This is a genomic window from Corynebacterium sp. LaCa_282 (assembly GCF_057198125.1).
Genome location: NZ_CP191095.1, coordinates 415,665 through 434,750 on the forward strand (window position 1 = coordinate 415,665; position 19,086 = coordinate 434,750).

The 19,086-nt window shown below is 60.6% G+C and carries 19 protein-coding genes; 10 read left to right on the forward strand and 9 right to left on the reverse strand.

Features of this window, described 5'->3' with window-relative positions; all coding sequences use genetic code 11:
- Window positions 1-104: 104 nt before the first annotated feature.
- A complete protein-coding gene (locus tag ACP8KU_RS01865) occupies window positions 105-1,283 on the forward strand; it encodes an alpha/beta hydrolase family protein (RefSeq protein ID WP_023017923.1) in 1,179 nt (392 codons plus the stop codon).
- A 19-nt stretch (window positions 1,284-1,302) separates the two neighbouring features.
- Here ACP8KU_RS01865 and ACP8KU_RS01870 read toward each other — a convergent pair whose 3' ends face one another.
- On the reverse strand, window positions 1,303-2,310 hold the full coding sequence (locus ACP8KU_RS01870) for a TDT family transporter (RefSeq protein WP_484483895.1): 1,008 nt from the start codon (window positions 2,308-2,310) through the stop codon (window positions 1,303-1,305).
- A 334-nt stretch (window positions 2,311-2,644) separates the two neighbouring features.
- Here ACP8KU_RS01870 and trhA point away from each other — a divergent pair, with 334 nt between their 5' ends.
- Window positions 2,645-3,304, forward strand: coding sequence for a PAQR family membrane homeostasis protein TrhA (gene trhA / locus ACP8KU_RS01875; protein WP_284632067.1), 660 nt, complete (start codon window positions 2,645-2,647; stop codon window positions 3,302-3,304).
- 21 nt (window positions 3,305-3,325) lie between these two features.
- Window positions 3,326-4,066, forward strand: coding sequence for a Crp/Fnr family transcriptional regulator (locus tag ACP8KU_RS01880; protein ID WP_284632050.1), 741 nt, complete (start codon window positions 3,326-3,328; stop codon window positions 4,064-4,066).
- Here the strand turns inward: ACP8KU_RS01880 and ACP8KU_RS01885 are convergent.
- From ACP8KU_RS01885 to ACP8KU_RS01900, 4 genes are all read right to left on the reverse strand, one after another.
- On the reverse strand, window positions 4,043-5,896 hold the full coding sequence (locus ACP8KU_RS01885; protein WP_484483896.1) for a heavy metal translocating P-type ATPase: 1,854 nt from the start codon (window positions 5,894-5,896) through the stop codon (window positions 4,043-4,045). The two genes, ACP8KU_RS01880 and ACP8KU_RS01885, sit on opposite strands and share 24 nt — an antisense overlap.
- Before the next feature lie 37 nt (window positions 5,897-5,933).
- Window positions 5,934-6,170 (reverse strand): heavy-metal-associated domain-containing protein, encoded by a 237-nt coding sequence (locus ACP8KU_RS01890; protein WP_284632053.1) that lies wholly within the window; start codon window positions 6,168-6,170, stop codon window positions 5,934-5,936.
- A gap of 172 nt (window positions 6,171-6,342) precedes the next feature.
- On the reverse strand, window positions 6,343-7,617 hold the full coding sequence (locus ACP8KU_RS01895; RefSeq protein WP_484483897.1) for an asparaginase: 1,275 nt from the start codon (window positions 7,615-7,617) through the stop codon (window positions 6,343-6,345).
- A gap of 89 nt (window positions 7,618-7,706) precedes the next feature.
- Entirely contained in the window at window positions 7,707-8,717 is a 1,011-nt protein-coding gene (locus ACP8KU_RS01900; protein WP_237792329.1) for an acyl-CoA thioesterase, read from the reverse strand.
- A gap of 33 nt (window positions 8,718-8,750) precedes the next feature.
- Between ACP8KU_RS01900 and ACP8KU_RS01905 the strand changes: the two genes are divergently transcribed.
- Genes ACP8KU_RS01905 through purM form a run of 3 tightly spaced genes read left to right on the forward strand, consistent with a single transcriptional unit; the run spans window position 8,751 to window position 11,739 of the window.
- A complete protein-coding gene (locus ACP8KU_RS01905; RefSeq protein ID WP_023029522.1) occupies window positions 8,751-9,155 on the forward strand; it encodes a sterol carrier family protein in 405 nt (134 codons plus the stop codon).
- 10 nt (window positions 9,156-9,165) lie between these two features.
- The gene (gene purF / locus ACP8KU_RS01910; protein WP_278723181.1) at window positions 9,166-10,662 is read left to right on the forward strand and encodes an amidophosphoribosyltransferase; all 1,497 of its coding nucleotides are present in this window, start codon (window positions 9,166-9,168) and stop codon (window positions 10,660-10,662) included.
- A 24-nt stretch (window positions 10,663-10,686) separates the two neighbouring features.
- Entirely contained in the window at window positions 10,687-11,739 is a 1,053-nt protein-coding gene (purM, locus tag ACP8KU_RS01915) for a phosphoribosylformylglycinamidine cyclo-ligase (RefSeq protein WP_005284632.1), read from the forward strand.
- A 66-nt stretch (window positions 11,740-11,805) separates the two neighbouring features.
- Here the strand turns inward: purM and ACP8KU_RS01920 are convergent, their stop codons facing one another.
- Window positions 11,806-12,006: a DUF3073 domain-containing protein gene (locus tag ACP8KU_RS01920; RefSeq protein WP_484483898.1), complete on the reverse strand. Its 201-nt coding sequence runs from the start codon at window positions 12,004-12,006 to the stop codon at window positions 11,806-11,808.
- 141 nt (window positions 12,007-12,147) lie between these two features.
- Complete coding sequence (gene ygfZ, locus ACP8KU_RS01925; protein ID WP_474899649.1) at window positions 12,148-13,212, reverse strand: CAF17-like 4Fe-4S cluster assembly/insertion protein YgfZ; 1,065 nt, start codon at window positions 13,210-13,212, stop codon at window positions 12,148-12,150.
- Between the two features lie 30 nt (window positions 13,213-13,242).
- On the opposite strand from ygfZ, the gene ACP8KU_RS01930 reads away from it, so the two are divergent.
- Window positions 13,243-14,112: an aminodeoxychorismate lyase gene (locus ACP8KU_RS01930; protein ID WP_284640726.1), complete on the forward strand. Its 870-nt coding sequence runs from the start codon at window positions 13,243-13,245 to the stop codon at window positions 14,110-14,112.
- Between the two features lie 16 nt (window positions 14,113-14,128).
- Here the strand turns inward: ACP8KU_RS01930 and ACP8KU_RS01935 are convergent, their stop codons facing one another.
- A complete protein-coding gene (locus tag ACP8KU_RS01935; RefSeq protein ID WP_484483899.1) occupies window positions 14,129-14,824 on the reverse strand; it encodes a heme-binding beta-barrel domain-containing protein in 696 nt (231 codons plus the stop codon).
- A 53-nt stretch (window positions 14,825-14,877) separates the two neighbouring features.
- Here ACP8KU_RS01935 and ACP8KU_RS01940 point away from each other — a divergent pair, with 53 nt between their 5' ends.
- Entirely contained in the window at window positions 14,878-15,915 is a 1,038-nt protein-coding gene (locus ACP8KU_RS01940) for a diacylglycerol/lipid kinase family protein (RefSeq protein WP_156905115.1), read from the forward strand.
- Here ACP8KU_RS01940 and ACP8KU_RS01945 read toward each other — a convergent pair.
- A complete protein-coding gene (locus ACP8KU_RS01945) occupies window positions 15,912-16,736 on the reverse strand; it encodes an LmeA family phospholipid-binding protein (protein WP_023017912.1) in 825 nt (274 codons plus the stop codon). The genes ACP8KU_RS01940 and ACP8KU_RS01945 overlap by 4 nt on opposite strands.
- 33 nt (window positions 16,737-16,769) lie before the next feature.
- On the opposite strand from ACP8KU_RS01945, the gene mshD reads away from it, so the two are divergent.
- Both mshD and pstS read left to right on the forward strand, forming a co-directional pair.
- Complete coding sequence (gene mshD, locus ACP8KU_RS01950) at window positions 16,770-17,672, forward strand: mycothiol synthase (protein WP_484483900.1); 903 nt, start codon at window positions 16,770-16,772, stop codon at window positions 17,670-17,672.
- A gap of 223 nt (window positions 17,673-17,895) precedes the next feature.
- Complete coding sequence (pstS, locus tag ACP8KU_RS01955; protein WP_023029517.1) at window positions 17,896-19,008, forward strand: phosphate ABC transporter substrate-binding protein PstS; 1,113 nt, start codon at window positions 17,896-17,898, stop codon at window positions 19,006-19,008.
- Window positions 19,009-19,086 lie beyond the last annotated feature (78 nt).

Genomic DNA, 19,086 nt, shown 5'->3' on the forward strand with positions numbered 1-19,086 from the left:
CTTCCTCGTAAAAGCGTGGAAACACTTGCGCGTGACTCCGGTTCTCTTACTGAAAGCAGAATCTCCACCATGCATTTCCGGAAACGAGGACTAACGTTGCCGGTATGAAGATCATTGCTCGGCTGCTCTCCGTCCCGCTTGCGCTTGTCGCTTTCCTCGCGCTGTGGCTTGCGGTGGCACCATTTACGCCGCATATTCCGTATTGGGGTGCCGGCGCGCTCATCGGCCCGCAGTATATCGGGCCGGTGATTCTCTTTTCCCTTATTCTCCTAGTCCTTGCGGCGATTGGAAGGCTCGGCTCCCGCAGCTTTTACGTGCCAGGCGCGTTCGCGGCGGTTGCGCTCATTGCAGGCATTTCGCTTTTTGGGACGCAGATTCATGCTGCGAAGGAGCAGGGGACCGACGTAGATATTCGCGCCGCGTTGAGTTGGGCTGGTGTGGAAAGCACCGACGAGGGCCCTGATCATACGGTGGCCTACGATTCCTTCCATGGCGAGGACCTAGACATGGATATTTATACGCCCAATGATGGCGGCACCCACCCGGTGATGATGTATGTCCACGGCGGCGGCTGGGATCAGATGAACAAGCACTCTCAGGCGTTCAACATGCGTCAGATGGCGCAGCGCGGCTACCTCGTATTATCCATCGATTACACGCTATCCAGCTGGGACCAGCCCACGTGGAAGGTGGCAGCGGGGCATGTGGGGTGCGCGATGAATTGGGTCAATGCCCATGCAGCGGATTATGACGGCGACCCAGGGCGTTTCTTTACATACGGCGAATCTGCCGGTGGCCAGTTGGTGCTGAATGCGACTGCCGATGCCGCCGCGCACCCCAACCACCTACCTTCCGCCGATTGTCCCGGCACGCCGGCCGTTCCCCGCGCCGTGTATGCGGACTCACCGGCCCTCGATGTCCGCCACATCTATGATTCTGACGATCCTTATGCCGCGCAGGGTTCCCGCGATACCGTGCAGAAATACCTGGGTGGAACGCCCGAGGAATATCCCGACCGTGCAGATTTCGTCACCTCAGCTACGCATCTCACCACGGATATGCCACCCATCAAGATTGTCCGAAGCGACAACGATCGTCTCGTTCCGCCGGAAAGCTACGACGATTTTCGCCGCATAGCCCAAGAAAAGAATATCGACCTGAGCGAATACGTGCGCCCACACGCCGACCACGCATCCGCCCTTAGCGCTCATGGAGTCTGGAACCAGCACCTGCTCCAGGCGATGCCCCAATTCTTCGCCGAGCACGATCCACAAGGTTCTTAACCTGCCGAAACCCCTGGATCTATGCGTGGCTCATTTGGCTGACCTTGAAATGCTCCGAAGCAGTTTTGATGGCTCCGAAGGCTGCCCAAGTGACATGGAGGAGGAGCAGAACCAGCAGGGCGGCGCTCACGGTATCCATCCAGCCCAGGCCCCATGCCAGCGCCGCGGGCTGCGTGGATAGGGTATGGGTGCCCAGGCAGCAGGTGCCCACGGGGAAGGTGCTGGCCCACCAGCTGGGGTTATAGGACATTGGGGTATTTCCCAGGGCGGCGCCCCAATGCTTGGCGATGGCATAGACCGACAGCGGCACGCCCAAGCTCAGCATCGCTACGCCGTAGACCATGGCGCGGAAATGCCACTGGTCACTGGCGAGAAGCTGTGCCGCGGCGGTGGACTGGCCGACCAAGCCCATTGGGATCCAAGCGGTGGCAGCGAAGTTTATGGGAACCTTGGGAAAGGTACGCCGGTAAATAAAGGTAAATATCGGCATTCCCGTCACCAAAGCCACTACGAAGCAGAAAACGCCAACGCCGTGGACAAGCGAGCTCCACTCACCGACCTGCGTTGCCAGCTGCGCCGAAGAGGTTGCGGAAACCATCGGTGCCACCAGCGGCAGACCCAATGCAAAGGCTGGATCAGTGGGGTGGTTGAAGAAAAGATACTTTAAATACTTGATGCAGGTCATGAGGCTGAGGACGGTACCCACGGCCCAACACACAGTGTGAATCAACCAGGTATCAAGGATGAGGGAGTAGGCGCTACCCAATGCGAGGATGCCCATGGAGACCATGCCCCATGCAGGCATATCGTCGGAATGAAACCCAGGATTCCGGTACTTAATGAATCCCGCCGTAAGCGCCAAGAAGACAAGAGTTGCCACGCCGAGCATGATTTCAGCTGGAAGGTGCCCCAACACCGGACTCAGGTGGGTATCAATAAGGGATGAGGAGATCGATAGTCCCATGAGTGCTCCCGCCCAGGCAGGCCCTAGCGGCGGAATTTTCATGTCATTCCGAACTTTTAACATTTCAGGTTATGTGCTTCCTCATGCGTGCGGGGAGTGTGTAATCCGAACAGGATCCCAATGAATAAATCTACTCTCACATGAGATGATGATAGAGATCGGGCCTCTCCCATGCGGTAATGGAAACCGTACGGAAAGTCGATGTGTTGGATTCTGGCGAAAAGGATTAGATTCTCCTTTTCCTTGAAGCTCCTCACTCCTCTCAGTAGACTTACGGTAACGTAACTTAGCTCTGGTGGGAGAAAGAAGTATCGCTGTGGCTCAGATACATGCTGAAGGAACTCAAGAGGCGGGGGAGCATCCCTTGAAAGAAGGCTTGGTGCAGCGCACCTATTGGATGGCGGATCGCGGCGAGCGGCCGCTGACCCGTGGATGGGGTCATGCGCTGGCGGCGTTGCTATCGGTGATCGCCTCGACCGTGCTCATCACGTATGCGTGGATGACGCTCCATTGGTGGCAGGGCCTGGGCGTTACCGTTTATGGATTAGGACTGGTGGGGCTTTTTGGCGTCTCGGCGCTCTACCACCGCTATCCGTGGGCTAGCCCCCGGGCGGTGCGGTGGTGGCGGCGAGCAGACCACGCCACGATTGCGGTGTTTATTGCCGCCACGTACACCCCGCTGTGTTTGATTGCGCTGTCCCCGGCGCAGGCCGCGTGGATGCTGGCCATTGCGTGGGCGGGTGCCATCTTGGGCGTGATTTTGAACTTGGTGTGGATTGAGCACCCGCGGTGGCTCGACGTTGTGGTTTACCTGGCGTTGGGCTGGTTGGTGCTGCCGCTACTGCCCACGCTGTGGAGCGATGCCGGCGCGGCAGTAGTCTGGCTACTACTGGCCGGCGGAGTGGTTTACTCCGTAGGCGCGCTGGTCTATGGCTTTAAGTGGCCTGGGCGCAATGCGCGTTACTACGGCTATCACGAACACTTCCACACCGCGACCATCGCGGCGGCGGTGGTCCACCTCGTGGCGGTATGGCAGGTCGTGGTAGGAGCTAGCTAGGCTGGTGCAGACGGAGGAACCATGACCAGACCAAGCGATCACCCGGTGCGCACGAACTGCGCCGAGCCGCATCGCTGTCCGCGCGATGTCCGGCTGCGTGCGTTAGCTCAGTCGCGCCTGACAGGAATGCTGGAAGAAGAACAGCACGCGGACTTGGATACATATTTGCGCGCGTGGTCGTGGGCTAAAGGCGATCCGCTGGTCCTGGCGGGGCAGAAAAATACCGGGTGCTATATCTTGGTCGCAGGCAGGGTGCGCATTGAGCGCGCTGTGGGCGATGGCAAGACCGCTACCGTGGATATTGCGGTGCCCGGTGATATTATTGGTTCTTTGCTCGAGCCGGTCGCGGAAGAATCCGCCTGGGCCATGGAGACCACGTGTGCGCTGCACCTACCCGGGGATGCTTTAAGCGCGGTCGTGCACAAGTATCCGGCGATTTCCCTGGCCATCATGCAGCTGCAAGAGGAAAAATTGGCCCTCTCCCGCCAGCTTTCGCTGTCCCAAAGCGCACAGACGGTACAGGCTCGAGTGGCGGGGGCACTTATTCATTTGGATGAAAAATTGGGCCAGCAGCGTAGCGATGGTTCGCGGCTTTTGCAGGTGCGCCTGCGCCGCGAAGACCTAGCGGGCTTGGCAGGGACAACGGTGGAATCCACGTCCCGGGCGCTGACCAAGATGAAGAAACAATCTCTCATTGATTCGGGCCGGGAGTGGATTGTGGTGCTGGATTATGAGGCGCTACTCAAGCTTGCGGGGGCGTAGCAGCAGCATCGCGATGGCGATAACCAACAGCACGCTGGCTTCGTGGACAAGCATGCCGATGGACATCGTGACCCCGCCTAAGAAGACGCCGGCAAGCAAGATGGCCACGGTAATCAGTGCGATGGCAATATTTATCCGCATGGTGCGCACCGTGCGCTGGGCTAGGTTCAGTGCATAGGGCAGGCGGGGAAGCGCATCGGCCATCAGCGCAATATCCGCGGTTTCGATGGCAGCTGGAGGACCAGCCGCGCCCATCGCTACGCCGATATCGGCCTGCGCAAGCGCCGGGGTGTCATTGACGCCGTCGCCCATCATGGCCACCGTGTAGCCCTCGCCTTGTAGCTGCTTGACGATGTCCAGCTTGTCCTCCGGCAACAATTGCGCTCGCACCTCATCCACACCGAGCTCTTTCGCTACGCTTTTTGCCACGGGGTAGGCATCACCAGTGGCCATGACGATTTTTATGTCATTATCGTGCAGCGCTCGAACGGCTGCGGGGGCATCATCGCGGATGGTATCGGCCACGGCCACCACACCGATGGCTGTACCATCCATGCCGACGTACATGGCGGTCTTGCCCTCTTCATTGAAGCGTTGGACTACGTCATCCTCCGCGCCGGGGGCAGGCGTGGTGTCGAGGAGTTCTGCCGCCCCCACCACAATGGTGTGCTTGTCGATGTTTGCGGTAATGCCCTTACCCGTTACGGGGTTGGCGCTTTCTACCGGTTCCACCTCCAAATCCCTGTCCTTAGCGCCGGTGATTATGGCCTCAGCCAAGGGGTGCTCAGAGGCGGTTTCGGCGCGCGCCGCCAAGCGAAGGACTTGCTCTTCGGTGTAGGAGTGGTTGAGCACAGTGACATCGGTAAGCGCAGGGCGCCCCTTAGTTAAGGTACCGGTCTTGTCCACCACGAGGGCATCGATCTGGGCAGAAGTCTCTAGGTAGTCGCCGCCCTTGATCAGCACGCCGTCCTTGGCAGACCGGCCGATACCGGCCACGATGGAGACGGGGATCGAAATGACCAGCGCACCGGGGCAAGCGATGACTAGTAGGGTCAAGGCTAGCTCAATATCGCTGCTGATGAGTCCGATGAGGACAGCAAAGGCTATAACCGCCGGGGTGTAGTACTGGGAGAAGCGCTCTAGGAAGGATTGAGTGCGCGCCTTATCGTCTTGGGCGTCCTCCACGCGGTGGATGATCTTTGCCAGGGTGGAATCCGCGCCAATGCCTTCCGCGGTAACTCGCAGCAGACCAGACCGCAACCAAGTACCGGCGAAGACCTCGGAGTCTTGCGCCTTTTCCGCCGGCACGGATTCGCCGGTAATGGTGGCTTCATCGACCCCGCCGTGGCCGGAGATAACCGTTCCATCGACGGGAATCTGTTCGCCATTGCGCACGATGACGGTATCGCCAGGTTCTACCTCCCACAGTTCCACGGTCTCTTCTTCGCCCTCGCGCAGTACCTTAGCGATCTCTGGGGCAGAATCCACCAGATCCGATAGCGCCTTGCGGGTGCGATTCATCGTGGCCTTCTCTAGCGCCTTACCCAGCGCGAAGAGGAAGGTGACCGCGGCTGATTCCCAATAGTTCTGAATAAAAGCGGCACCCACGGCGGCGATGATGACCAATAAATCTATGGACACCATCTTGATGCGCAGGGCTTGCACTGCCGAGATAGCGATCTGCCACCCGGCGATGACCGCTGCCGTGAGCATGAAGACATCGGCTAAGCTGAGCGCTCCTACCGCGTCGATCTCAGAGGGAATAATCCACGAGAGGAAGATCAAAAGTCCAGAGACTATGACCACGCCCCAGGTTTTCGTCTTAAACATTGGCTGCGTTCCTTTCTGCTTGGCAGCGAAGCCAGGACTAGATGGCAGACGGCTTTGCCGTATAGCCAACGTCAGCAACGTACGAAACGAGATCGCGGACCGAGACTGCATCGGGGTCGTGCTTGACCATGATGCGGCCGGAGGAGAACTTCACTTCTGCGGATTCCACGCCGTCCAAACCATTGAGTTTGGTCTCGATCCTGGCGATGCAGCTGGGGCAGCTAAACTCATCAGAACGCAGGGTCGTGTTTTTAAATTGGGTTGCATTAGCCATGATGACTAAACCTTTCTGCACCGTATCCGGTACTTTTCGTGCTGTGTTCCTTACACTTTTGAATGTACGGAGGCAGGCAGAAAGGATCTTTGACCTAGATCAAAGAACGCGAAACTAGGTCAAAATTTCAGCAAGGCTCTCTTTTTCTAGCGTTGCGCTAAAAGATACGGCCTTATTCCGCAGCGGGGAAGAGCGCCCGCACATCCGAGTCGGTGGCCACGGCGGCGGCGACAAGCATGCGGGCCTGGGGCGCGCGGAGGGGTCCGGCGGAGATGACGCCGGCATCGGCAAGCGCGGCACCGCCACCGTAAATGCCCTTCACGGGGCCTTGGTCCACACGGGTGGTGAGCACGACCGGCATCGTCTTGGCGGCCTCCTTCGCGGCGGCGGCGAGGGAGGCGCTGATATTTCCGGTGCCCATGCCCTCGATAACGATGCCCTGGGCGCCACCGGCTACGGCGCGCTCGATGAGATCGCCAGACGCGCCGGGGTAGGCGGCGATAATGTCTACGCGGGCATCGCCAAGCGGAGCGTACTTCAGCGGGGCTGGGCGCTCCGGGAAGTCCTTCTCGCTATTGGTGGCAAAGCCATTTGGTTTGGTGGTATCGGCCATATATGCCCCACGGGCGGGCAGGACCTTATCCCCAAAGGCGATGAAGGTTCCCTTGCCCTGGTTCTCGGGATTGGCGATGGCCTCCACTGCGGCGGTGAGGTTATCCGGGCCATCCGCATCCGGGTCATCGGAGGGATGCATCGCGCCGGTGAGCACCACGGGCTTGTCGCTATCGTGGAAGGTATCGAGCGCAATCGCGGTTTCTTCGATGGTGTCGGTGCCGTGGGTGACAATCACGCCATCGACGTCCTTGCGCTTAATTTCCTCGCTGACGGCGCTGATAATGGTATCGGTATCGGCCAAGGTCATCTCGGGGGAATCTAAGTTAGCAATGTCTTTGACCTCGAGCTCCAGCTTGTCCTTATCAAAGGTGTCATAGAGCGGTTTTACGAGGTCATCGCCGGTAAGGGTGGGTGCAATCTCGCCCTTGTCATTGCGGGTGCTGGCGATGGTGCCGCCGGTAGAAAGCACCACGATGTGGCCCTCGATGGAGGCCGGGTCCACTGCGGCCTGCGGCTCCTTGGAGGAGGATGCGCTGGTGGTGCTGGACTTAGAGGACGCGGAAGAAGACTCGGAGGAGGACTTGGAAGAGCTGGTTTCGCTGCTGGGCTCGCTGGACTCGCTGGTCTCACTGGTAGTACTGCTGCTGCTACCAGCGCTGGTTTCGCCGGTTTCACTGGTAGCGCTACTGCTGCTACCAGCGTTGGTCTCGCTGGCTCCCGTGGAGGAGGAATCCTCCTGGTTGGCCGGGTTCTGGCAGGAGGCCAGCAGCAGCACGGAGGCAACTAATGCGGCGGAGTATTGCACCCTGCGGCGCAGGCGTGGGTTAGACATGTCAACTCGTTTCTCTAGCGTGGTTTCTGTTACCTATTTAATACCACGCTAGGGCACAAGCGCCGCGTACAAGAAAATGTGCTGAAAATTTAATCCACGTGTTGGTAGTGCGGCGCCACGATGAGCGGCTTGGGGGAATATTCGCCGCGCAGCTCGCGCAAGATATTGGCGTGCTCGGCCAGGCGGATATCTTCTTCCGTTTGTGGGGTAAAGGTGCGCGCGGTTAGCGGCTGCCCGTCGCGGTCCAGGCCAATATAGGCCACGGTGGCGTGGATGGCGGTGTTGAGGTTTTCGCGGCCGCCGCGGGGATCGCCGGAGCGGACGTGGATGGACATCTGCATGGAGCGGCGGTCCGTGCGCATCATGCGGGCATCGACCTCAATGAGATCGCCGATGGAAATGGGCTTATAAAAGCGGATGCCGCCGGCATAGACGGCCACGGTGCGCTCACCGGACCACTCCATGGTGCAGGCGGTGCCGGCCTCATCGATCCACTGCATCGCGGTGCCGCCGTGCACCTTGCCGCCCCAGTTGACGTCGGTGGGCTTGGCCAAAAAGCGGTTGACCATCCGTGGGGCATCGGAAGGCCCATCGTAGGTTTGCTTGTCCATCTCCAGCTCGATGGCCTTGCGCAGCTCGATGCGGGATTTCGCGGCCTCGGCCACGCGCAGGTGCTCATCGGTATCCGGCACGAAGGTGGGAACCGGGGTGGTCTTATCGCTTTCGGGATCCTTGGCCACGAAGATGACCAGGCAATCGCAGGCGCGGGTGAAAATTCCCTCGCGGGGATCGGCAGACAGCACCTCGTTGATGATGTGCATGGAAGACCGGCCGGTCATCGCGATGCGCGAGCGCACCTCCACGATGTGCCCGGAGGGAATGGGCCGGGTGAAGTGGATATGGCCCACATAGGCGGTCACGCAGTACTGCCCGGACCACTGCACGGCGCAGGCGTAGGCGGCCTTATCGATCCATTCCAGCACGCGCCCGCCATTGATGCCGGGGGCGCCGGCCATGGTGACATCGGTTGGCGATGCCATAAAGCGCAGCGTCAGGGTAGGGGACTTCTGGGTTTCCGCAGCAGCGTCAGTAGGTGACATAAACAATAAGATAACAGTAGCTATGCTGTGGCTATGCCTAAACCCGTAGATCCCGCCGCCACGCGCGCGGCCATAATCGCCATCAAGGATTGGATTCAGGACCCGGACGGGCAACAAAAGCCAGGCAGGGCCCTGCTTGCCGATGCCGTCCGTCGCACCGCCCGCACCCTCGAGGCCGACGCGCCGGGGCACTCGGTGGAGCTGCGCGTACCCCCATTTGTTGCGGTGCAGTGCATTGAAGGCCCCCGCCACACGCGCGGCACCCCACCCAATGTGGTGGAAATGGATGCGGAGACCTGGCTGCGTTTGGCCACCGGTGTCACGGACTGGGACGAGGTTAAAAACACAGGTCGCGTCGATGCTTCCGGGTCGCGTTCAGGGGAGATTGCACAGTGGCTTCCCATCATTCCGTTAGTTTTCGACGGCCCAACGCGCTAATATAAACGCCGTGGTAGAAGTACATACTCCTAGTATCACTGACCTTGACGATCATAACGAGGAGGAACCCCGCGAAGAGTGTGGCGTCTTTGGCGTCTGGGCTCCCGGGGAGGAAGTCTCCAAACTTACCTACTTTGGCCTTTTTGCTCTCCAGCACCGCGGCCAAGAAGCCGCCGGAATCGCGGTGGGCGATGATGACCGCATCGTCGTCTTTAAAGACATGGGCCTGGTGGCCAATATTTTCGATGAATCGACCCTTTCTGCCTTAACCGGCAACGTGGCGGTGGGCCACACGCGCTATTCCACGGCCGGCGGCAAGGAATGGTCCAACGTGCAGCCGATGTTTTCCACCTCCTCTACGGGCGTGGACATTGCCCTGGGCCACAACGGCAACCTGGTCAATTACCTCGAGCTGCGCGCAGAGGCCGTCGAGCGCGGCCTGATTAAGCCGCACGAGGAGTCGGTTTCTGACTCGATGTGCTTGTCCATGCTGCTTGCCGATGGCGTCGATGAGACCACCTCCGTCTTCGACTCCGCCCGCGAGCTCCTACCGCGGGTCAAGGGCGCATTCTGCTTGACCTTTACCGATGGCCACACCATGTACGCTGCGCGCGACCCGCAGGGCGTGCGCCCGCTGGTGCTGGGCCGGCTGGCCAAGGGCTGGGTCGTTGCCTCCGAAACCTGCGCGCTGGATATCTGCGGCGCGCAATTTATTCGCGAGATCGAGCCGGGCGAGCTCGTCGCCATCGATGAGGCCGGCATCCGCTCTGAAAACTTCGCGCCCGCCAAGCGCAGCGGCTGCGTTTTTGAATACGTCTACCTGGCCCGCCCGGATAGCGATATCAAGGGCCGCTCCGTCAATGCCTCCCGCGTGGAGATCGGCCGCCGCCTAGCTCGCGAATACCCGGTTGAGGATGCAGACCTGGTCATCCCCGTGCCAGAATCCGGCAACCCAGCCGCGGTGGGCTACGCCCGCGAATCCGGCCTCACCTTCGCCCACGGATTGGTGAAAAACGCGTATGTGGGCCGCACCTTTATTCAGCCCACGCAGACCCTGCGCCAGCTGGGCATCCGGTTAAAGCTCAACCCGCTGCGCGAGGTCATCGATGGTAAAAAGCTCGTCGTGGTGGATGATTCCATCGTGCGCGGCAATACCCAGCACGCGCTCATCCGCATGTTGCGCGAGGCCGGCGCCGCCGAGGTCCACGTGCGCATCGCCTCCCCGCCGGTAAAGTGGCCGTGTTTTTATGGCATCGACTTTGCCTCGCCCGGCGAGCTCATTGCCAACGCCAGCCCGTCCGATGATCCGGACGAGATTTGCTCCACCATCTGCGAGACCATCGGCGCTGATTCTTTGGGCTTTGTCTCCATCGATGAAATGGTCGCCGCCACCGAGCAGCCTCGCTCCGAGCTGTGCACCGCCTGCTTCTCCGGCGAATACCCCCTTGGCCTTCCCGCCGGAAACCCCAATGCCGATGCCGTGCGCACCCTGCTCGGAACCCACTAAAACTTTCTAAGGACTTCTACAAACATGAGTGACAACACCTACGCCGCAGCCGGCGTCAATATCGAAGAGGGCGACCGCGCGGTCAGCCTATTTGCCCCACACGCCAAGCGCGCCACCCGCCCGGAGGTTATGGGCGGCCTCGGCGGTTTTGCGGGGCTATTCAAACTGGGCGATTACAAGGAGCCCATCCTCGCCGCCGGCTCCGATGGCGTGGGCACCAAGCTGGCCGTGGCACAGGCCATGGATAAGCACGACACCATCGGCATCGATCTGGTGGCCATGTGCGTCGATGACCTAGTCGTCTGCGGCGCCGAGCCGCTATTCCTGCAGGACTACATCGCCGTGGGCAAGGTCGTGCCGGAAAAGGTGGCCGAGGTAGTCAAGGGCATTGCCGAGGGCTGCGTGCAGGCAGGCGCTGCGCTGCTTGGCGGCGAGACGGCCGAACACCCAGGCATGATGGGGGAGAACGAATACGATGTCTCCGCCACCGCCGTTGGCGTGGTCGAGGCCGATGGCGTGTTGGGCCCAGACAACGTGCGCGAGGGCGATGTGCTCATCGCTATGGGCTCGTCCGGGCTGCACTCCAACGGGTACTCGCTCGCGCGCCACGTCCTGCTGGAGCAGGCGGGCATGCCGCTAGATGGTTATGTGGAAGAGCTCGGCCGCCCGCTAGGCGAGGAGCTCTTGGAACCCACCCGCATCTACGCCAAGGAATGCCTGGCGTTGGCACAGGAATGCTCCGTATCCACCTTCTGCCACGTCACCGGCGGCGGGCTAGCCGGCAACCTGGAGCGCGTCATCCCAGAGGGCCTGAGCGCCGAGGTTAACCGCTCCACGTGGAATCCGGGCCAAATCTTCAAGCTCATCTCCTCCATGGGCAAGGTCGAACTGGCGGAGATGGAAAAGACCTTCAACATGGGCGTGGGCATGATTGCCGTCGTCAACCCGGAGGACCGCGACCGCGCCTTGGCCATGCTCACCGCCCGCCACATCGATGCGTGGGAGCTAGGCAGCGTCCGCGAGGCGGACGGCGAAGAACCGCGCGTTATCATGCACGGCGAGCACTCAAACTTCTAGGTACAAGAGGAAGGCCTTAGGTCAATAACCTAAGGCCTTTTGTGGATTTATCCGGCGAGCGGAAGATTAGCGCTCGTCGTCGTTGTCCTCATCCCATTCGTCGACATACTCGGCGTAGGGATCATCATCCTCTTCGTAGTCGTGGGAGTCACCCTCCTGCTGAGCAGCGAGTTCCCGCTGAAGGGACTCGATATCCATCTCGGGTGAGTTGTACTTGAGCTGGCGTGCAACTTTGGTCTGCTTTGCCTTAGCGCGTCCGCGTCCCATGTGCATGACCCCCTTGGGCTAGTAGGGCGCTCCAGGGATTCTTGGGCGCCCCATCGGCTTGTCAATTGTGTATCTTCCTGTAAGACACAATAGCGCGTGTGACGAAAAAATTCCGCACCGGCCCCCCGATGAGTGGAAAATCTACCGCCCGCGCAGCCGGTTTACCGCCTCGCGCCCGGCCTTTGGGCCCTCATCTTCGGGGATGGAGGACGCATCAATCGATGCCGCGGTATCGCCGATATCCAATGTGCCTGCATCCAGCGCAGAGCGCTTCACCAAGCCTAAGGCGATGGGGCCGAAATCGCAGTCATCCACGATGGTGCCGATGCGACCTACCTTACGTCCATTAAATGAAATGTCATCGCCCACATTCGGCCGCTCCGGCGCGGATCCGTCCAAGTGGAGGAGCACCAAGAGGCGGGGAGAGCGGCCCAGGTTCTCCACGCGCGCCACGGTTTCTTGGCCGCGATAGCAGCCCTTATTCAGGTGCACGTGGGCGGGATCGGCATCGCTGCGGCTAATCCACTGCGGAACCTCGTGCGGGATGGATTTCTTATCCAAATCGGCGGCAAGCTCCGGCTCGCGGGCGCGCACGCGCTCAGCAGTAAAGGCCATGAGCCCGGCCAGCCGCGCGCCCTCGGCCTCCAGGGCGGCCATGGATTCCACGAACTTTTCGCGCGGAACGGCGAGGTCAACGCGCTTGATTCCCGGCCATTGCACCTCGCGGGAAAAAACCACGGTGGGTGGGGTAGGAATATCGGCTTCACCCAGCAACGTCACTATGGCGATATCGGCTTCCTCGACCGTGACCTCGGACCAAAAGACCATTTTGGTCAAAAAGTCCTGGGCGGATTCGAACTGCGCGGCGGGCAGATCGAGGTAGAAGTCCTCGCCTGCGCGGGTGATATCCATGTGGTGCAAAATATGGCCCTGGATATCTAGGTCGAGGGCGCCGGCGGAGAAGCCGGAGGGGGCATCGTCAAGCTTCTGCGTGAGCAGGTTATTAAGAAACCCCGGCGCATCCGCACCGCTGACGCGCAGCACGCGGCGTTGCGAGCGGTCGATGGCGATGGTCCCGGTCTCGGCCGCACGCTGTTCCCCGAGGGGATTGCCATAGTGCCAGGCCACACCTTGGGCATCGAGTACAGTCGCGTCCTGGTGCTCGGCGGCACCGGCGCGTTGAAGAAGTGGCGAAGAATAACTCACATCTACCGATGGTAGGGCATAATCATTTCTATGAAACCCTCCCCGCGAAAAGAGCCGGTCATCTACGTCGTGGAACCCTTTGGTGGGTCGGTGCGCAAACATTCGCCCTCCCTGCCGCTGGTTTATGCCGATGATGCCGCCGTGACCCGCGGCGATGGCATCTTTGAATCGCTTCTGGTCCGCGGCGGCAAGGCGGCCAATCTCGCCCGCCACGCCCAGCGCTTTCGCGATTCGGCGCGGGCGCTCGATTTGCCGGAACCGCCGATGCACAAGTGGGAGGAGGCGACCCGGCTGGCGATCGCGGATTATTGCGGTACCGATGCCGATCATCCCGATGCCAAATGCACCTGGACCTACACCCGCGGCCGCGCCTCGACCGGCGTGCCCACCGCGTGGGTGACGGTGCAGCCGCTTGGCGATGCCCCGCTTCGCCAACGCACCACCGGCGTTACCGTCCTGACGAGCCCGCGCTTGTGGCACGTGGCCGAAGAGCTACCGGCCAAGACACTCAACTACGCCGCGACGATGGCGATGCTGCGCATGGCCAAGGACAAGGGCTACGACGATCTCATCCTCACGGATCCAGATAGCGGCGAAATCTTAGAGGGCGCTACCTCTACCGTGGTGGCGGTGCGGGGAAAGAAGCTGCGCACCGCCGCCGGGCGCGGCATTTTGCCCGGTACCACGCAGGCAGCGCTCTTTGACTATGCCCAGGACCGCGGCTACCGCTGCAAGGCCAAGCCGCTGACGGTGGAGTACTTAGAAAAGTCCGATTCGGTGTGGCTGGTCTCGTCCGTGCGCGTGGCGGTGCGGGTGACCAAGCTGAATGAAAAAACGTTAAAAGCCCCGGATAACGAGGAAGAAATCCGGGGGCTTATCGATGCCGCGCTAGGGGCCTAGCCAGTCTTAGCCGGCTCTAGCCGGCGATGCGGGTGAGCTCGGCGGACATGTAGGGGCGCATTTCGCCATCGACCATGCGCTCATCTACCCAGCCCAGGTTGTTATTGGGCATGAGACCGTACATGCGCTTGCCGGGGCCCAAGTTCTTCGGGCCGGTCTCGGTGACCATGGTGGAGGCGGATTCGAGCTGCCAAGCGCGCTCGTTGAAGGGCTCGCCGTAGAAGATTTCCACGATGCCGGTAGAAGAGGTATAGGTGACCTCGATTTCATCCTTGGCGGAGATGCGCCAGAAACCGGTCTCGCGGGTAGACGGGCCCTGCGGCTTGCCTTCGGTATCGATCTTCCAGGTGCGCGAGCTAAAGGTCAGGTAATTCTCGCCGTCGTGGGCGACGACCAGCTGCTGGCCAAAGGTGTATTCGCTGCCATCGGTGTCGTGGGCCTGGCCCTCGCCCTGCCAGACGCCTACGAGGGGGAGGAGCCCCAGCAGGCCATCGTGTAGCGACGGCCCCTGGCGCAGGTTGGCGGTATCGGCGGGAACAGGGACATCGCCAAGCTCAATGGCGGGGATATTGTGGCTGGCCGCGTCCTTCCACTGCTCGGCGGCTTGGTCGACCGCGTCATTGCCATTGAGCGCGCCGGAGGTGTTTTCCGGGTGGGACGCGGCGGCGGTCTCGACGTTCGGGGTATTGGTGTTCTCGGTATTTTCGCTCATGGGCGTCCAGCCTAGTCGTGCCGGGGCCGCTTTAACTACTAGACTGGTCCGTTGTGCATGCGCTGATGATTTCCAATCCCAATTCGACCTCGCAATCCAACGGGCTCTTTCGCCAAATCGTGCCCGCCCTGCGGGCCGTAGAAGGCATGCACCTATTGGTCAAATTCACCCATTACCCCGGGCATGCAGAAGACATCGTTCGGGGGCTTACCAGGGATGATTATGATGTCATCATTGCCGTGGGCGGCGATGGCACCGTCAATGAGATTGTCAACGGCCTGCTGGGACCGGCCGATGAAGATATCCCCAGCCCAAACGAGGTGCCGGCGCTCGCCGTCATTCCCACCGGATCCGCGAACGTCTTCGTCCGCGCCCTCGGCTTTCCCAATACGCCGGTTGAGGCCACCCACGTTCTGGCCCGCATGCTCGAGCGCGATCTGCGCCGCACCATTTACCTGGGCACTTGGAACGAACGCTGGTTTGCCGTCAACGCCGGCTTTGGCATGGATGCGGACGTCCTCGCACGCGTGGACCGCGCCCGCGAACAAGGCTTTTCCGCCACGCCGCTGCGCTACTTGAACGTGGCCATTCGGGCCTGGCTACGCGCGCGCCGCAACCCGCCGCAGATTACGGTGCACGCGGAATCGCGCTTGGGGCAGACGCTCCATAAGAAGGACTTCCCGCTCCTATTTACCTCTAATACCAACCCCTGGACCTTCTTGGGGCCCTTGCCGGTCGTGACCAACCCGCGCAATTCTTTCGATGAGGGCCTGGCCCTTTTCGGTCTGGAAAAACTCAGCGGTGTGCGTGGGGTCATCGGCCTGCTGCACCTCTTTGGCGCCGATAAGCACGGCTGGCTCAAGCGGCTGGTGAAGGAAAAGACCCTGGGCTTTGATGACGCCAAGCGCGTTGAGCTCGATTGCCACACCCCGCAGCGCTTCCAAGCCGATGGCGAATCCGAGGGGACCTTCCGCCACGTGACGCTGACCTCTGTGGCCGATGCCATCGAGGTCTACGCCCCGCAAGACAGGCGGCAGGTGGCCCAGCGCTCCGTGCAGGAAGTGCTGCGGGACTTTATTCGCCTCCGCTAGGATTCACCCTCTTTCGGTGCGGGGCCTACCTTATTGGCGGTATCGGCCGCCTTCTTTTCGGCCTCTTCCACGGCTCGTTGCTCAGATCCCTCGATTTCCAGCGGGGATAGCTGGGCCATCTGGACCTTGATATTGCGGCGCTGGACCTCAAAGTAAATGGTGCCGCCCTGCAGCCTTACCATGGTGGCCTGCGCCGGCAGCGGGAGCTCGCGTGTATCGAAGTTGAGGGAAAACGCCTCCTTGAGGCGCGGATCATCGGTTCCGTAGACCTCCATGCGAAACTCTGGGCCCACTAGCCGCAGCGTGACCATGGCGGTGGACTTTTCTTTGTCCCCGGGCAGGGTGCCGGTAAGCTCCGCCTCGGCAGAAACGCCGCCGGAGGGAGAAATATCATCCGGGTTAGCAATGGAGAGATCGGTAATGCCCAAAAGGCGGCCTAACGCCACGCCGTCGAGGGAAATTCCGCGCGAATACGTGGATACGGGTGCGCCTTCAATATCGCCGCTTACTACCTGCTCAGGGGTGACGGTAATATCGCGCAGCACGGTCGAGGCATTGACCATGCCCAGCTTGGGAACCTCCACATCGAGCGCCTTGACCTGCAGATAAGGAATTTCCTTGGAGCCTGCCGCCAACAGGTACGGGGTGCCGCCGATATACACCTGGGGCGAGTTTTCCAGCCTGGAGTTCTCCTTAACCTCCTGGGCAATCTTGTGTTCAGAATGCATGGCCACGCAGGCATCGGCCACCCATGCGGCAATGACCACGCCCACCACGATGAGGACGTGCACAATGCGCCGGTCGACTTTGACTACACTCACGCCTTCAAATTTAGCCTACGTATTATGGGCACCATGAATATCACCGAAGAAAACCTCCCCGCCTCCCCAGAGCTGGCGGGCACCCTGGAAGAACTAGCAGCGCACGCTGAAAAGACCGACGGCATCGCCCCGCTGTCGGAGCAATTCCTCAATGGCCTGCGCGATGAGCGCCTGCATCACAAGCACTTGGTGGCCTGGCTGGACGGCGAGCCCATTGGCGTATCCAGCCGCGAGGATTCCACCGCGGAGCTTTTTATCGCCCCAGACTATCGCGGCAAGGGCTATGGCACCGCGCTTTACGATGCCACCGCTAACGCCACCACCAACCTCGAGACTTGGGCGCATGGCAACGGCAAGCCCGCTCAGGCCTTGGCTAATTCCCGCGACCTGAAGGTCACCCGCACCCTCGTGGTCATGGGCATCGAGGGCAGTGATCTGGATAGCGCAGCCCACGTAGGCGAGCTTCCGCTACAAGCCGCCAATTACAGCGAGGCGGTGGACAAGTGGGGCAAGGACATCGTGGAAAAGGAGTGGCTGCGCGTAAATAACGAGGCCTTTAATTGGCACCCAGAACAAGGCGGCTGGGATTTAGAGCGCCTGCACCGCGGCATGGAAGCCGAATGGTTCGATCCTAAGGACGTCTTGTTCTTCTGGGATGAGAAGGAGCAGGGGCACCCGACCCTGGCTGGTTTCCACTGGACCAAGTGGCACGAGGAAGAAGATTCCGGCTTTGGTGAGGTCTACGTGGTGGGCCTTGCAGAGGCGTATCGCGGCCAAAAATTGGGCGGTCCATTGCTACAGATTGGCCTGCGCCGCATGGTAGAAAAGGGAGCTCAGCGGGTTATTTTGTACGTGGAAGCGGATAATGAACCGGCGCTGAAGGCCTACAAGCGGCTGGGCTTTTCCGTTGATGAAGAGCACGTTGTCTGGGGCTAGTGCGATTAAGGTCATGTCAACTTCTTGGCATGTTCATTAAGTGTTTACCTCACGTCACCCTGCTGGTTAATTCCGCCGGTTAGCTTTACTGATTGTGAGAAAGCCGCGCCTGCGCACCTGCACCCCGCTGCCGAAAAGCGGACGTGGGATGTGGGTTCCTCTTTATGGGGATGCGGTTTCCTCGGACAATCAATCTCTGATCTGCACCGGAAAGGGTTTTCCCGTGATTCGCAACTTCAAGCGCTCTGCCGCTATCTTCGGCCTCGTGGCCGCTACCTCTACCGCTCTCGTAGCGTGCTCTGAGGACACCTCCTCTTCCTCTGATTCCTCGGGATCCTCCGAGGGCAGCGGCGTCGCTGGCGAGCTTGTTGGTGAGGGCGCATCCTCCCAGCAGAACGCAATGTCCTACTTCGGCACCGTCTTCGCAGAGGACAACCCAGACGCAAACCTGTCCTACACCGCTTCCGGCTCCGGTAAGGGTGTTGAGGCATTCCTGAACGGCCAGGCAGACTTCGCTGGTTCTGACTCCCCGCTGAAGGAAGACGACGGCCAGATTGAGGCTGCCAAGGAGCGTTGCGACGGCAACGACGCATGGCACCTGCCTTCCACCATCGGCCCAGTTGCCATCGCTTATAACCTGGGCGACCAGGAGATCAACCTCTCCACCGATACCATTGCCAAGATATTCAAGGGCGAGATCAAGAAGTGGAACGACGAGGCCATTGCCGCTGATAACGAGGGCGCAGACCTGCCGGACACCGACATCCACGTCATCTTCCGTTCTGACGAGTCCGGTACCTCCGATAACTTCCAGAAGTTCTTGACCGCTTCCACCGGCAACTGGGACGGCGAAGGCAAGCAGTTCCCAGACTCCGTTGGTGAGGGTGCAAACGGCTCCTCCGGCGTTGCTGACCAGGTAGCCAACATCGAGGGTGCTATCACCTACGTCGAGGCTGGCTTCGCTGACCAGAAGGAAGCTGACGGCGTCAAGAAGGCCAAGATCGACTTTGGCAACGGCCCGGTTGAGCTGAATGACGATACCGTCAACAAAGCCCTGGAGAACCTGGAGTTCAAGGACACCGCTTCCGAGAACGACATGGTCGTTGACTCCAAGGCCCTCTTCGCTTCCGATGCAGAGGGTGCATACCCGCTCATCCTGACCACCTACAACATCGTCTGCTCCGCTGGCTACGATGACGAGACCGCTGAACTGGTCAAGACCTTCTTCAACGACGTTCTGGACCACCAGGATGACCAGTTGGCAGAGCAGGGCTTCATCCCAGTTAAGGGTGACCACCTTGACCGCCTGAAGAGCGCCGTTGACGCACTGCAGTAAGGCGTAAACTGCGCTTTACCTCGCGAAATAACGCTCCGCCCGCCCCCACTGCCGCCCTCGAGACGCGCTTTGGGGGCG